14 protein-coding genes are annotated in these 13995 nt (G+C 37.2%); 9 read left to right on the top strand and 5 right to left on the bottom strand.

From position 1 onward, the window contains the following. Positions 1 to 107: 107 nt before the first annotated feature. The 5 genes from AACL61_RS04580 (at position 108) to AACL61_RS04560 (ending at position 4820) form a co-directional block, all read left to right on the top strand. Complete coding sequence (locus tag AACL61_RS04580; protein ID WP_102816926.1) at positions 108 to 620, top strand: TetR/AcrR family transcriptional regulator; 513 nt, start codon at positions 108 to 110, stop codon at positions 618 to 620. Between the two features lie 10 nt (positions 621 to 630). Beyond that, positions 631 to 1689 carry an ABC transporter permease gene (locus AACL61_RS04575; protein WP_020843410.1) on the top strand — a complete coding sequence of 353 codons (1059 nt, stop codon included), beginning with the start codon at positions 631 to 633 and terminating at the stop codon, positions 1687 to 1689. Positions 1690 to 1706: 17 nt separating this feature from the next. Further along, entirely contained in the window at positions 1707 to 2396 is a 690-nt protein-coding gene (locus tag AACL61_RS04570; protein ID WP_102816925.1) for an ABC transporter ATP-binding protein, read from the top strand. A 96-nt stretch (positions 2397 to 2492) separates the two neighbouring features. After that, on the top strand, positions 2493 to 4475 hold the full coding sequence (locus AACL61_RS04565) for an ABC transporter ATP-binding protein/permease (RefSeq protein ID WP_102816924.1): 1983 nt from the start codon (positions 2493 to 2495) through the stop codon (positions 4473 to 4475). A 108-nt stretch (positions 4476 to 4583) separates the two neighbouring features. After that, complete coding sequence (locus AACL61_RS04560; protein ID WP_102816923.1) at positions 4584 to 4820, top strand: hypothetical protein; 237 nt, start codon at positions 4584 to 4586, stop codon at positions 4818 to 4820. Positions 4821 to 4924: 104 nt separating this feature from the next. Here the strand turns inward: AACL61_RS04560 and AACL61_RS04555 are convergent, their stop codons facing one another. Together AACL61_RS04555 and AACL61_RS04550 are read right to left on the bottom strand one after the other, a co-directional pair. Continuing rightward, positions 4925 to 5242, bottom strand: coding sequence for an ArsR/SmtB family transcription factor (locus AACL61_RS04555; protein ID WP_003665080.1), 318 nt, complete (start codon positions 5240 to 5242; stop codon positions 4925 to 4927). A 172-nt stretch (positions 5243 to 5414) separates the two neighbouring features. After that, positions 5415 to 7112, bottom strand: coding sequence for a LysM peptidoglycan-binding domain-containing protein (locus AACL61_RS04550; RefSeq protein ID WP_339111037.1), 1698 nt, complete (start codon positions 7110 to 7112; stop codon positions 5415 to 5417). Between the two features lie 425 nt (positions 7113 to 7537). Here AACL61_RS04550 and AACL61_RS04545 point away from each other — a divergent pair, with 425 nt between their 5' ends. Continuing rightward, positions 7538 to 8482, top strand: coding sequence for a LacI family DNA-binding transcriptional regulator (locus tag AACL61_RS04545; protein ID WP_003669344.1), 945 nt, complete (start codon positions 7538 to 7540; stop codon positions 8480 to 8482). A 132-nt stretch (positions 8483 to 8614) separates the two neighbouring features. On the opposite strand, the gene AACL61_RS04540 is transcribed toward AACL61_RS04545, so the two are convergent. Then, positions 8615 to 8800 (bottom strand): LBP_cg2779 family protein, encoded by a 186-nt coding sequence (locus AACL61_RS04540; protein ID WP_003665077.1) that lies wholly within the window; start codon positions 8798 to 8800, stop codon positions 8615 to 8617. Between the two features lie 224 nt (positions 8801 to 9024). Here AACL61_RS04540 and AACL61_RS04535 point away from each other — a divergent pair, with 224 nt between their 5' ends. The 3 genes from AACL61_RS04535 to hisS all read left to right on the top strand — a co-directional run bounded on the left by AACL61_RS04535 (position 9025) and on the right by hisS (position 12442). Further along, positions 9025 to 9645, top strand: coding sequence for an LVIS_2131 family protein (locus tag AACL61_RS04535; RefSeq protein WP_102816920.1), 621 nt, complete (start codon positions 9025 to 9027; stop codon positions 9643 to 9645). 1 nt (position 9646) lies between these two features. Further along, positions 9647 to 10843: an MDR family MFS transporter gene (locus AACL61_RS04530; RefSeq protein ID WP_339111036.1), complete on the top strand. Its 1197-nt coding sequence runs from the start codon at positions 9647 to 9649 to the stop codon at positions 10841 to 10843. Between the two features lie 321 nt (positions 10844 to 11164). After that, complete coding sequence (gene hisS, locus AACL61_RS04525; protein WP_339111035.1) at positions 11165 to 12442, top strand: histidine--tRNA ligase; 1278 nt, start codon at positions 11165 to 11167, stop codon at positions 12440 to 12442. A 118-nt stretch (positions 12443 to 12560) separates the two neighbouring features. On the opposite strand, the gene AACL61_RS04520 is transcribed toward hisS, so the two are convergent. Together AACL61_RS04520 and AACL61_RS04515 are read right to left on the bottom strand one after the other, a co-directional pair. Beyond that, positions 12561 to 13055, bottom strand: a complete 495-nt coding sequence (locus AACL61_RS04520) for a helix-turn-helix domain-containing protein (RefSeq protein ID WP_102816917.1) — start codon at positions 13053 to 13055, stop codon at positions 12561 to 12563. Between the two features lie 103 nt (positions 13056 to 13158). Continuing rightward, the gene (locus tag AACL61_RS04515; RefSeq protein ID WP_102816916.1) at positions 13159 to 13797 is read right to left on the bottom strand and encodes an NAD(P)H-hydrate epimerase; all 639 of its coding nucleotides are present in this window, start codon (positions 13795 to 13797) and stop codon (positions 13159 to 13161) included. Between the last annotated feature and the right edge of the window lie 198 nt (positions 13798 to 13995).

The following is a 13995-nucleotide window of genomic DNA, read 5'->3' as shown; positions in this document are numbered from 1 at the left end:
CTTAAATTGACATTTCGGGCTTAATAATTGACACAGTGTCACTTTGATGATAATGTATAAAATACATTCACAGTGACACGGTGTCACGATGCGGTGGAGGAATTAAGATGCCAAGTACAACATTTAAAAATTTAAATCGACAGAAAAAAGAACTTATTACTAACGCATTACTAACAGAATTTAGTCAACATAGCTTAGCAAGTGCTCAAGTTGCACGAATTGTAAAGCAAGCGGGAATCGCCAGAGGAGCATTTTATAAGTATTTTGCGGATTTAACGGAGGCGTATCAGTATCTTTACCAAGTGGCAATTTTAGAAATCCATACACCAATTACCCGGGCTAACCACATTTTAGCTGCGAGTGATTATGTTAATCAGATTAAAGATTTTGTAGATGAAATCAACGGAAGCAAGTACCGCGATTTTATGCGTTTACACTTTCAAACAAATGAAGGATTGTTACGTGATAATACACAACCGCAAATTAAAATTCATAGTGCTCAAGAATGGAGTGTAATGGTTTTAAGTCATGAAACAATTAAGGATTGTCTTCTTCATCCCAATAAACAAGGTGAAGCAATTGAACGGCTATCCAAGGCACTAACTGCACTATTGCAGTAGGAGGTAGAATATGTTTTTAGCACTAAAAGAAATAAAACATGAAAAGCTGCATTACGGATTAATCGTTGCCATGATTGTTTTGATTAGTTACTTAATGTTTTTCTTAATGGGAATGATGTTGGGATTGCAAAATGAAAATGATGCTGCCATTAAAGAGTGGGGTACGGAAACTGTTTTTCTAAACAAAAATAGTAATGATAACCTTGGACAATCGATTATCACTCGCGATCAACTAGCAGGTAAGGATCAAAAGAATGTTGCGCTTGTTGGGCAAGCACCAGTAGTTCTTAAAGAAAAAGGGGCAAGTAAAGAAAGTGCTCAATTTATCGGTTTAGATCCTGACCAATTTATTTCCCGGGAAAAGATCAAGATTACAAGTGGCCGTCAAGCTAAGGGAAATAACGAAATTGTTGTTGATAAGAGTTTAAGCAAAAAGGGATATCATTTAGGAGATCGAGTGACAATCAATTCTCAAAATGAGAAATATAAGATTGTTGGTTTTGTTAATGACGCTAAATTTAGTGTTGCGCCCGTCGTATATGGTAGTTTGCCAGTTTGGCGGGAACTGAGAGGATTAAATAGTTCGGCCGTTGCTAGCGGACTCTTTTCTGACCATAAGCTTAGTAAAAGTTCTTACCCTGATCTCCAACACTATACTGTTAACGAATATATTAATAAGCTACCGGGATATTCAGCACAAAATAATACCTTTACTTTTATGATTGGGTTCTTAATGGTAATTTCGTTAATTGTAATTGCGGTCTTCTTATATATTCTGACTATGCAAAAAATAAGTCATTATGCAGTTATGCGCGCTCAAGGAATTCCTGCGCGGCACTTAATTCTTGCAACAGTTACTCAATCAATTTTCCTAATGGTTTGTGGAGTAATTGGCGGGATTCTTTTAACCCTTATTACAAGTGTAGCGATTCCAATGTCGGTCCCAGTTATTATGAATTGGCCACTAATTAGCTTAATGGCAGTAGGATTAATAGTTCTTGGGATGATTGGTTCATTATTACCAGTGCGAATGATTATTAAAATTGACCCAGTACAGGCCTTGAATTAAGATGGGAGGCAAATGTTATGTCAAAATTGAAGTTAGTAGATGTTAACAAATATTATGGCGAGGGAATTAGCCGTGTCCATGTTCTTAAAGATGTTAATTTTTCTGCTAAAGCGGGAGAATTAAATTTGATTTTAGGGCCTTCTGGATCAGGAAAGAGTACCTTTTTAACAATTGCGGGCGGTTTACAAACACCTACTTCAGGAAAAGTATTAATTGATGGAATTGATATTGAAAAGTTATCTTCTAAAAAACGTGATGAACTGCGCTTACAGAAGATTGGTTTTATTCTTCAGTCGTATAATTTGCTACCCTATCTAAATGTGGCTGATCAATTTAAACTTGTTGATCGCATAAAGAAGAACGGTAATATTTCATCGGCAGCTTTTGATGAACTGTCGGAAAAACTCGCGATAAAAAAACTGCTCAAGCAATACCCTGCTGAATTGTCAGGAGGTCAAAACCAGCGGGTAGCGATTGCGCGTGCTCTATATACCAATCCTGAGATAATTCTTGCCGACGAACCAACAGCAGCTTTAGATAGTAATTTAGTAAAGTCAGTGGGACAATTATTTCAAGATCTGGCTAAAAAGAAAGGGAAAGCGGTGATTGCTGTAACCCATGATTTACGTTTACGTGAATATGCAGATAATGTTTACGAGTTAGCCGATGGGAAACTTACGTTAAGTAAAAATTCCACAGATCAATAATATAAGTAATGTTAAAGAATTATGAGCAAAAAGCCTTTTTTATAACGAACCTTGCTATAATAGACGGACTAAATAAATAGTAAAGGGGAGGATGCAATGGCTTTTTTAGAATTAAAAAACATATATAAATCATATTATCTTGATAAAGAGGAATTTCCAGTTCTTAAGGGAATTAACTTGCAGTTTGATCGGGGAGAATTTGTATCCATCCTTGGGGAATCAGGTGGTGGAAAGTCCACTTTAATGAATATCATTGGGGGCCTTGATCGTAACTTTGAAGGTGAAGTCCTCGTAAATGGTAAAATCCTCGATCATAAAAAAGAAAAGCAACTAGATAGCTATCGGCGCGCGACGGTGGGTTATATCTATCAGTCCTATAACTTAATTTCTCACTTGACGGTGCTGGATAATGTTTTGGTTGCGTTGGATATGACAACGTTGACTAAGGAAGAACGGCGAAAGCGCGCGTTGGAACTCTTAGATAAGGTTGGTTTAAGTGAACAAGTAAAAAAGCATCCGAACCATTTGTCAGGAGGGCAAAAGCAACGGGTAGCGATTGCCCGAGCATTAGCAAGTGACCCGCAAATTATTATTGCTGATGAACCTACAGGAGCCTTAGATGCACAGAATACCAAAGAAGTATTAGCATTATTAGACGAAATTGCTCGTGATGGGAAACTAGTGATCGCTGTTACTCACTCCCAGGAAGTAGCGGATAATGGGACACGAATTGTTCATTTAGCTGATGGAAAAATTGACGGCGATGAAAGATTGCGTTCTGTTTATCCGATTCCAGAAGACCCAACAGAGATTACTCCACGAGTTTTACCGGCGATGGCGAGCTACCGAACGGCTTTTAAACATTTGACCTATAACTTTTGGCGTAATTCGTTAATTATGCTTGGAACTGCAATCGGTATCTTTGCCGTACTCTTGTTTAGTGGTTTAGGTAATGGGATAAATGGTTACATTCAAAATCAAATTAACTCTCTTGCTAATCCGCAGGCAATTACCGTATTTAAAAACACAACTGGTAAAAAGATGACCCAGGAACAAATTCAATCATCGTTAGGACAAACGATGGCGGCTGATCCTCAATCAATGACGATTAGTGACCATAATATTGACCGGTTACGAAAGCTTGATAATGTGTCGTCTGTCCAGCCGGGAATTATGGTGAGCGCCTTTCAGCTTGATTATAATGGAAAAAAGCAAAGTGGGACTTCACTAAGTACCTGGAGTAAGGCAATTACTAGTGATTCAATTAAACAGGGGCATAAACCCAAGAATGGTGAAATCGTTCTTACAAAGCAACAAGCAATCCAATTATCAAGTGCCAAAAATTATAAGCAAATGGTTGGTAAAATTATCCGTCTTTCATTTACATGGATAGATGCCAATAATAATCCAGTTCCCGTTTCTGGAAACTTCAAGGTAGCAGGGATTACAGAAGGTGCGAGTGCCGGGACTTCAATTACTTATTCCACTATGCGTGCACTGCTTCAAAAAGCGAATGCCTCTACTGCTGCTAATTTTGTAACCGTTAATGTAACAAATCTTGACAATGTTCAAGGAGTAGCGAATAAGATCGACAATCTTCGTGGTAGTAATAACAAACGGATATTAGGAGCGATTACAGTCGGGTCGATCCTTAAAACTGTTAATACTTATGTTAGTCTTGCTTCCACGGTTCTTGCTTCAATTGCAGGAATTTCATTACTTGTGTCGGCATTAATGATTATTGTGACAATGTACATGTCAGTTTCGGAACGGACAAAAGAAATCGGTATTTTGCGAGCCTTGGGTGAACGAAAGAAAGATATTCGCCAATTATTTACGTCTGAATCTGTCTTTATTGGACTGTTTTCCGCAATTCTTGCACTGCTAATTGTTGCAGTTGTAACGGTTATTATTAACCACGCTCTGTATGGCTTGATTAAATATAATATTGTGCAAATTACTGTTGGAAATGTAATCTTTGCAATTGTAATTGCGATTGTAATTTCGTTTATTGCCGCATTGCTTCCTGCACGCCGGGCGGCAAACCTTAATCCAATTGATGCATTAGCTGCAGATTAGTTAAAAAGCAACAACTTTCCTATAGCTGAAGTTGTTGCTTTTTTGTTTTGCTTAAAAATCCTTTAGGTAGTCCAAAAATAGGATATAATAAAAACGGAGGCGAGAAGAATGACAATAATTTATGTTCATGATAATAATCAATCACAAAATGTTACTTGTTCCGATGGCTCACAAGGTGTGTTGCGGGTTAGTAAACTGAATAATGCAATGCGGTATAGTTTTAAGTTTTATAGTCACGCACATCTTGGGTTTTGGTTAGATAAGCATCAGTTCTATGATGGCAAGTCATTGATTGTAAAAGGAGTTTTAGAAAATGAACGATTAGAAATTAAATTTGTTAACTAACGAAAAGACGTTTAGAAGTCATCGTCTAAGTTTGGCTTAGGATGAGTTCTAAACGCCTTTCTTTTATTTCAATGGGGGGATCCCAAAGAATATTCACTAAATTATTAGATGATTTTTTCTGCATGACTTAATACATCAGCGATCAAGGTCATTACCTGCGGATCCTCTAAATGATAGATAACTGTTTTCCCTTCTCGCCGTTGTTGAACTAAATTATATTTTCTCAATAGTTGCAGTTGGTGAGAAACCCCCGATTGTTCCCAGTTCAACTTCATACTAATTTCTGAAACGCTCATCGAATGTTGAATCAGCAAATATAATAATTGTAATCTTTTAGGATTCCCTAGTAATTTAAATAATTGACTGATTTTATTAACATTTGGAATATCTGTTGTCCAACGGTCTACCACAATAAATATCACTTACTTTCTATAAACTCCCTAATAGTAATTTAGTGAATATTAACCGCGTAATAATAAACTGCCTACCTTTATTCTAGAACAGAAAAGAATTTTTTTAAAACAAAAAAGCAAGAAGCATAGATTTTCTTATACTTCTTGCTTTATATCATATAATAATTTAATAATTACTTGACTAAAGTGATAAACGTTGTCCAACAAAGATTGTGTATGGACTTTGAATGTTATTTTTAGCTGCAATTGATCGCCAGTTTAAGCCATGATAAGCGGCAATCTTTGATAATGAATCACCACTTTGGACTACGTAATTTCCATTGTTAGTATTGGAGTGACGTGAAGTGGTTTTTTGAGCACTAGCACTATTGTTAATTCGTAATTGTTGACCAACTTCAATTAAATTAGGGTTACTAATATGGTTAGTTGAAGCTAATGCAGATGTTGTGGTATTAAAACGAGCAGCAATTTGTGAAAGGGTATCGCCACTCTTAACGGTGTAGGTGCCATTAGCACTAGTAGTAACTTGTTTATTTTGCTGACTTTCTTGATGGTTAGTAGTATTTTGAGCTGTAGTTTGATGAAGCGTTAATACTTGCCCTACATGAATCACATTAGGGTTACTAATATGATTGAGCTGAGCTAATTGAGTATAAGTAGTGTTAAATTTGCCAGCAATTCCTGAAAGGGTATCGCCACTTTTAACGGTGTATGTATTACTATTAGTGGTAGTATTGTTTTCAGTTCGCTTAGGGGTTGTTTGTTGCTGTTGTTGTTCAGCAGGTTGACGAACCAAGAGCCGTTGACCAACATAAATACGGTTAACATTGTGGATATCATTTAAAGTGGCGAGTTTATTTACAGTTGTATTAAACTGTCCGGCAATGCGTGATAAGGTGTCTCCGCCCTTAACCGTGTAGTATCCAGTGTTTGAAACAGTTACATTAGTTTCGGGAGTTTGAGCACTTTCAGTTTGCTTATTCGTAACAACTTTCCCAGAAAGGGCAACGGCATCTAACTGATTTAAGTTATATGTCTGAACAAAACGAATTAAGGTACTAGCATAGCTTGGATCGGTAGCATAGCCGTCCTGCCGAAGCTTATTTGCAACAGATGCATAGTTAGTGTCACCAAGTAAGTTACGGTAACGACTATTTACATTGAGAAAGCGACCATGGTCAGTAACTGATTCGGAGTTGTTAGCATAGGCCCGGAAATTGGCGTTAACGTAAACACTCCGGCCACCATAAACTTCCCGTGTACGCATTACAACTGAATTTCCATTATAGGAACCCTTAATTCCAAATAAGTTATGGGCCTGGGTTGATAAGGCTGAACGGCCCCAACCACTTTCAACGATAGCCTGGGCAACTGTAATTGAAGGGAGAACTTTGTATTCATTCCATCCTTGGATTGCACCAGGAGCAACACTTTGGATGAATGCTTGTTGTGAAGCGTTATTACTGAAATGGAGGGCGCTTAAATCTGTTGTTGAGTTCTCTTGTGATGTAGCAACGGCACTAGCAGCCTTTGGAGCAGCTTGTTTAGCTTCAGCAGATTGTGCTAAAGCTGAATCTGCTGCGGTTTGGCTGGCAACAGTTTGACTGGCATTAGAAGTAGCACTATTTCCTGTTGAGACGCTGTTTGATGTACTTTGAGTGGCAGCAGAAGAATCAGCGGTACTATTTGTATTATTTTGTGTATTGGCAGTAGTAGCGGCGGCAGGCTCTGCAGAAGAAACTGAAGCATCATCAGCATGAGCAACAGCGCCGCTAGCAGTTAATAAGGTAACAGCAGTTAATCCAGCGAAGACCCATTTTTTTCCGCTTTTGTACATTTTAAAATGGGTTGATGGATCATTATTAGATTGACGATTCATTGGCAGGGACTCCTTAAGTTATATTTGAAATTCCTAAACATTACTCCTAAAAGTGGTTTATTAATCATTTCATAAATTAAAATAATATCAAAAAGGTCAAAAAGTTTAAGAAGTTCTAAAGATTCAACTACCTATAAACTAGCATTAATTCTCTTTAGCGTCAATTTAATTTGAAGGTAAAAAACAAGTGAAATTCTTTAAAACTGGGGAGAAAATATCATAAAATCAATAATTATCATCTTCACAAAACATGTTTTATCAAATGAAAAATATTTTTAGATAAATGATAAATTAAACATATGTAATAGGACACATTTTTGTGAAAATAGCGATTAAAATTATATTTAAAGTAACCGTCGATTGTTCAAATGTGGTGAGCTATAATAATGGAATAACTTAAACGAAATTAATCAAGGAGTTTTAGAATGGTTGCTAAGTTAAAAGATGTTGCTCAATTAGCGGGGGTCTCAGTAACTACTGTTTCAAGAGTAATCAATAATTATGGTTCTTTAAGTCAAAAGACGATTAATAAGGTCCATGCGGCGATGCGAGAGTTGAATTACCAACCAAATGCCTTGGCACGGGCGATGCAGGGGAAACCATCTAAGTTTGTTGGCTTGATTTTTCCTAATTTAATTAATCCATTTTTTGCAGAATTAGCAAATGAGCTTGAACATGAGTTATTTAAAAAGGGTTATAAAACAATTATTGCATCATCGGCACAAAATCCGGAAATAGAGCATGAATACTTAAATATGTTGATGGCAAATCAAGTAGATGGGATTATTTCGGGTTCTCATAATCTGGGAATAGAGGAATATCATCAACTTACTGCTCCCATTGTTTCTTTTGACAGATACCTTGCTGACAATATTCCAATTGTTGCAGCTGATAGTTATCATGGGGGTGAACTAGCAGCGAAGTATTTAGTAGAACATGATGTAAAACACTTAGCGGTAATTGTGGATGAAGATACTTCTGTTTCGCCTACCATCAATCGAATTCAAGGGGCACTTGATTTTTTGAACAAACAAAAACGAGATTTTGAACCTTTAGCTATCCAGCATTTGGATCTTGAGGCTACGTTCCCTGGTAATTATGATGGAGTGCTGGCTTCTAATGACGTTCAAGCATTAACGATTAGCAATCTTTACTACCAGGCAGGAAAGCAAATAAATAAAGACTTTTTTATTACAGGTTATGATGGCTCGCGATTAATTCGGAAAGTAGCGCCTTATCTTCCAACAGTAATCCAACCAATTTCATTGTTGGCACAAGAATTAATTGAGACCTTAATGAAGCGAATAGAAACACCTCATGAAAAGATAGAAACTAAACTTGTTCCGGTTGAATTTTATCAACCAAAATAAGCAGAAAAAGGACCTAGAAGAAAGTAATGTTTTCTTTTAGATCCTTTTTTAGATTAGAGCAGAGAAATATTATTAGTTCTGCTTTAGAAGGTATTAAATTTTGATTTTGCCACAATGGCATGAATGGTTATGTTACTTACTTTGCATGAACCGTTGAAGCAATTCGACTTCCTCTGAAGTTACTGGGGTATTGGATGATTTAATTTCGTGAATTCGTTCAACAGATAAATGACTGCCGAAAGCAACTTCATTATCATTTAAGTCATTTTCACGCTCAAAGTTAATCAATTCTTGAGCAAGCTCACTCAAATTGTCCATGAAAACATTCCTCCTTAGTAGGTATATTATTAAATAATACTAACCTTATCTCTTATTCTAAATCAAGACACAGTTTGTTACCAAAAATTAGTTTAGCACAGTTTGAACTTATCCTTGTAGTTATTTTATTAAATTTATTTGTTTGTTATTAAGATTTAACGACAAGTGAATCAATTTGTGTGATAATCATAGTAAATAATTTAGAGAATGGAGTATTGAAAATTATGAGTTGGAATTGGCTAGGATGGCTATCGTGGATATGTGCAATTGCCTTTTTTTGTTATGTAATCCACTATATCCGTGTTAAACAATTAATGCTGATTGCGAAGACAAAAAAAGTATTTAAATTAAATTTAGTGATCCGTTACGTGATCTTATTAGTTGTCTCGTTATGTTGGCTCGGGGGGATGTCATATCTCACATTTTTCCGTCCAGTTGACATTAATAATCATCAACAAACACAGACTTCAATCACTTATCGTCCACTTCAAATGGGAAATAATTCAGATGACTTCTATTATGTTTTAGCGACCCGGAGTAAAAGCGGCAAGCACCCAATTGTGTCATATACGTACTGGGCTGGAAATGATAAATACACAACAAATTCACGGTATGGATCAGTTGCTGATGGATCACGGATAGTTACCTTAGATGCGAGTGCTTTGCCATGGGATAAAAAGCAATTAGAAAAAGAGGATGCCAAGACAGGACATGCTTTTGCAGCAGTAATGGATGTAAAGTATAAAAATACGGTTATTAATGGTTTAGGATTAAAAGCAAATCATAGTGCTGTAACCTATACGCTCTTACGTGTACCTTCCTCTGATATGGTATCTGAACGTTAAAATGGAACAGCAAACAGTAAAATTAAAATGGGTTGCCCTTGCAAGTCTGTTAAACAACACTGGGGCAGCTTTTTTATGGCCGCTTACAACTATGTATCTTCATAATTACCTTGGGCAAACTTTGACAACTGCTGGCTTTGTAATGTTAATAATGTCAATTGCCATGATGATGGGAAATTATTTAGGAGGATGGTTGTTTGACCATTGGAAGCAATATCAAACAGCCATTTTAGGAGTTAGTCTATCAACGCTAGCGATATTCTTATTGATCTTTATTCATGGTTGGCCCTGGTATGCTGTCCTAATTACGATTAATAGTTTTGGTGATGGAATCAATGCCACGATTGTTAATTCTTATGGGACGTTGGTTAGCGATCATTCTTCCCGCTATGTTTTTAATTATATTTATATGGCCTTTAATATTGGGGTTGTGATTGGAACGTTGCTGGTTGGCGTTCTTCTGCCGATTAGTATAGTGGTAGTTTTTGCTGTAGCAACAATCTTTTATGCCTTGTTAATGTTAGTAGTAGTTTTAACATTTAATGTGGCTGTAGATGCAATTAAAGATAATTCAGAGATACAAGAACACTATCATGCTTCCCGCCAATTACATTCGCGATGGATCATCTTAGTTTGGTTTATCCTCATAAACTATATTACGGTTCATTTAAGTTACTCTTTATGGGAAAGTGTAATGGCAGTCCATATGACAAACATGGGGATCCCATTCTATGCCTATAGTATGTTATGGACATTAAATGGGGTGTTAATTATTATCGGCCAACCACTTGTTAATAAGTTAAGTCCCTACGTTCGGTTATCGACGCAAATTATTGTGGGAATCTTTATTTTTGCCTTATCCTTCCTCTTATTAATTTTTGCTCGGATCCTGACAGCTTTTGTTATTGATTTTGTAATCTTAACAATTGGTGAAATGACCAGTTTTGCTGGCTTGCCTGCTTGGATTGCGCAACTGACTAATGTTGATGAAGCTGGACATTACCAAGGACTGCTTAATATTATGATGTCGGTTGGACGGGCGATTGGTCCATTGTACGGTGGATTTGTCATTGAAAAAGGAAGTTATCAATTTTCGTTTATTTCAGTCTTTTGTCTAATGACCGGTACTTTGATTATTATCTGTCTTTATTTATGGCATTTACACCGAGTTCAGCGACGGCTTAATTTGGATAAATGATACCCAAAATCTATAAGCTATGGTAAAATCACTAATGTATTATAAAAGCATTGACGTAGAAACAAAGTGCCTGTGTAATTGACAGAGATCCAGTTGAGCTGAGAGCTGGGAGCAGACATGATCCACCTCTACTAGCTGAAAGGATGAATTTTAGTAGTCTGTTCCGGTGATTCCGTTATCGTCAGGAGTTAACGCAACTCCATGAGGCAGTGACTGTGAGGTTACTGTAAAATAGAGGTGGAACAGTGATGAATATCGCCCTCTAAGGCTATTAAAGTCTTAGAGGGCTTTTGTTTTTATACGTAACGAAAGGGGAAACATATGGATTATCAAAAGCCAAAGGGAACCGCAGATATCTTACCAGGAACTACAAGCATTTGGGAAAAAGTAGAACAAAATGCGCGCGAAGTTTTTAACCAGTTTGGATACCGTGGAATTCGAACACCGATGTTTGAAGACTACCGTGTTTTTTCACGGAATGTGGGCGATACTTCAGATATTGTTGAAAAAGAAATGTACGATTTCCATGATAAGGGTGATCGGCATATTGCATTACGTCCAGAGGGAACAGCTGGAGTAGTACGGGCTTACGTAGAAAATAAGCTCTATGGTCCAGAACATCCTAAACCTTATAAAGTTTATTACATGGGGCCAATGTTCCGGTATGAACGACCACAATCAGGGCGACAACGTGAATTTCACCAAATTGGGGTTGAAGCATTAAACAATGAGTCACCACAAATTGATGTGGAAGTTATTTCGATGGCAATGGCTCTCTTTAAGAAGTTTGGGGTACCAAATGTTAAATTAGTTATTAATACTCTTGGGGATAAGAAGGTTCGTGAAGACTACCGTGAAGCATTAATTAACTATTTGAAGCCTCACTATGATGAATTGAGTAAAGACTCTCAAGAACGTTTATACAAAAATCCATTGCGTGTACTTGATAGTAAAGATGAAGGTGATAAGAAGATTGTTGCAGAAGCTCCATCAATCCTTGATTACCTTGATGAAGAGTCACAAGCTTACTTTGACGAAGTGCAGGCCCTATTAAATAAATTAGGAATTGATTTTGAAATTGATACCAATATGGTGCGGGGACTAGATTACTATAACCATACTATTTTTGAAATTATGTCAGACTCACCAGTATTTGGTGGTGGGTACACGACTGTTTGTGCAGGGGGCCGTTATAATGGGTTGATTAGCCAGCTTGGTGGCCCTGAAGAAGGTGGAATTGGCTTCGGAATGGGTGTTGAACGGTTAATGCTCTTACTCCAAGAAGAAAATCCTGCATTTGCTCCTCAAGACCAACTAGATGTCTTCTTTGCTAGTGCTGATCAGCAAGGAGATGAAATGGCATTTGAAGTCCTCAGTAAAATTCGTCAGCAAGGAATTGTGGCTGATAAAGATTACAGCGGGGTAAAAGTTGGTAAGCAGATCAAAGAAGCTTTCCGTCGTAACGCGAAGTACTTTGCAGTGTTTGGTGCTCGTGAAGTTGAAGAAGGAACTTTCCAACTAAAGAATGCTGCTACTAAGGATGCAAAAACTATTAAAGTGAGCGATTTTGTAGCAAATCCGGCAGAATATTTGAAATAACTAAAATAAACGCAAGCGGGAAAGTGCCTTTCTGATAAGGCTTGACGCCATTAAAAAAGCAGCGGCTAAGAGATCATAGCAAATTCTCTTAGTCGCTGTTTTTTGATTGGATACCATTTTAACGGCAAATATTGCCAAGGGCGTTGTAATTTACGTCGCGGTTTGCATAATCCTCTATTAGCTTGTTTACAAGACGGTCTAATTCTCGTTGTTCATTTTCACTCAATGTGTGGTAAGCGGCTTCAGCAATCTTGTCACGACGCTTTAGCAAATTATCAGCAACCTCGATACCTTCAGTGTTAAGCCGAATTTTGTAGTCTTCCTCGTTAATTGGGGTGGTATTTGCCAAATTGTTTGTTACTAATGCCTTGGTAGCATCTTCAAGGTCACTTGGCCGGTAATCGAAGTCGTAAATTAGTTGTTTGCTAGTTAAACCGTCATCATGTTTACGCAAAATCCGGAGAAGACGGTGGAAATTGTGACGATCAGGAAAACCTGGTAAGCAATAATCACCATGACGTTCTTCTTCAATGTGTACTTGGCACTTTAACATTGATTGGTATTTTTCAAAATTTTTAACATCTATAAATAATTTGGTTGTTAACTCTGACATATTATTTACCTCCAAATTAGTTCACTGAAACGTTCGTCACTTATTATAATAATATTAATATTCAGCGATTAATAGCAAAACGGCTCGGTAAATAATATTCCAATCAGTCTACTGCATAGGTTCCCATATCATTTGCAACGACAACATTTCCTGCGTAATATTTTCCGTCATTCTTGGTTAAGCCGATCTTATTATAGGCAAAAGTTACGGTTGTAGTAGCTCTGACAGCAGTTCCCATTATTTCTCCAGTATCAGTATTAACTCCTGATGGCATATCTACTGCAACGACAACCGCATCAGTGTTATTGATCGCATTAATCGCGTCGGCATAAGCTCCTTTTACTGCGCGATCGATTCCGATTCCAAACATGGCATCGACAATTAATGTTGCCTTATTAAGGACAGCGAGATCAGAAGTTTCAGGAATTTGATAATAGTGCGCGATCTTTTCTTGTGTTTGATGTTCAGCAGATGCATGCTTAGGATTACCAATATTGAGGATTGTTACATGGACACCAGCAATATGAAGCAAGCGTGCAATGGCTATTCCATCCCCGCCATTGTTTCCACTGCCAGCTACTACTACCACATCTTTTAGCGCAATCGGAAAAGCATGTAAAATTTCATCGCGAACGGCTAAGGCAGCCCGTTCCATTAACACAAGGGAAGGGATACCAATTGTATTAATGGTGTAAGAATCGTAATGTCGCATTTCTTCTGCAGTAACAATTTTATCAGTCATAATCTAAGCCTCCTAAGGTTAAGATACATTTTTACTGTACCACTATTTTAGAATTATGAGGTGCAAAGGGGAATTTTTTACGTATCCTAAATTTCAAGAATAAGTTAGCCACTAGACTCAAATAAATAATACTGACCAATTGATTATTAGTTGATGGAGCTGTGATATCTCTTGGTAGAAGGCCTTACGATAGATATC

The sequence above is a fragment of the Limosilactobacillus reuteri subsp. porcinus genome, assembly GCF_036621895.1.
GTDB lineage: Bacteria > Bacillota > Bacilli > Lactobacillales > Lactobacillaceae > Limosilactobacillus > Limosilactobacillus reuteri_J.
The sequence above is the reverse complement of the archived record's forward strand: the minus strand, read 5'-3'. Positions and strand labels throughout refer to the sequence as shown.

Bases quoted from the DNA above. Each gene is read 5' to 3' on its own strand.
- AACL61_RS04580 (WP_102816926.1), top strand. From the start codon at position 108: ATGCCAAGTACAACATTTAAAAATTTAAATCGACAGAAAAAAGAACTT.
- AACL61_RS04575 (WP_020843410.1), top strand. From the start codon at position 631: ATGTTTTTAGCACTAAAAGAAATAAAACATGAAAAGCTGCATTACGGA.
- AACL61_RS04570 (WP_102816925.1), top strand. From the start codon at position 1,707: ATGTCAAAATTGAAGTTAGTAGATGTTAACAAATATTATGGCGAGGGA.
- AACL61_RS04565 (WP_102816924.1), top strand. From the start codon at position 2,493: ATGGCTTTTTTAGAATTAAAAAACATATATAAATCATATTATCTTGAT.
- AACL61_RS04560 (WP_102816923.1), top strand. From the start codon at position 4,584: ATGACAATAATTTATGTTCATGATAATAATCAATCACAAAATGTTACT.
- AACL61_RS04550 (WP_339111037.1), bottom strand. From the start codon at position 7,112: ATGAATCGTCAATCTAATAATGATCCATCAACCCATTTTAAAATGTAC.
- AACL61_RS04545 (WP_003669344.1), top strand. From the start codon at position 7,538: ATGGTTGCTAAGTTAAAAGATGTTGCTCAATTAGCGGGGGTCTCAGTA.
- AACL61_RS04540 (WP_003665077.1), bottom strand. From the start codon at position 8,800: ATGGACAATTTGAGTGAGCTTGCTCAAGAATTGATTAACTTTGAGCGT.
- AACL61_RS04535 (WP_102816920.1), top strand. From the start codon at position 9,025: ATGAGTTGGAATTGGCTAGGATGGCTATCGTGGATATGTGCAATTGCC.
- AACL61_RS04530 (WP_339111036.1), top strand. From the start codon at position 9,647: ATGGAACAGCAAACAGTAAAATTAAAATGGGTTGCCCTTGCAAGTCTG.
- hisS (WP_339111035.1), top strand. From the start codon at position 11,165: ATGGATTATCAAAAGCCAAAGGGAACCGCAGATATCTTACCAGGAACT.
- AACL61_RS04520 (WP_102816917.1), bottom strand. From the start codon at position 13,055: ATGTCAGAGTTAACAACCAAATTATTTATAGATGTTAAAAATTTTGAA.
- AACL61_RS04515 (WP_102816916.1), bottom strand. From the start codon at position 13,797: ATGACTGATAAAATTGTTACTGCAGAAGAAATGCGACATTACGATTCT.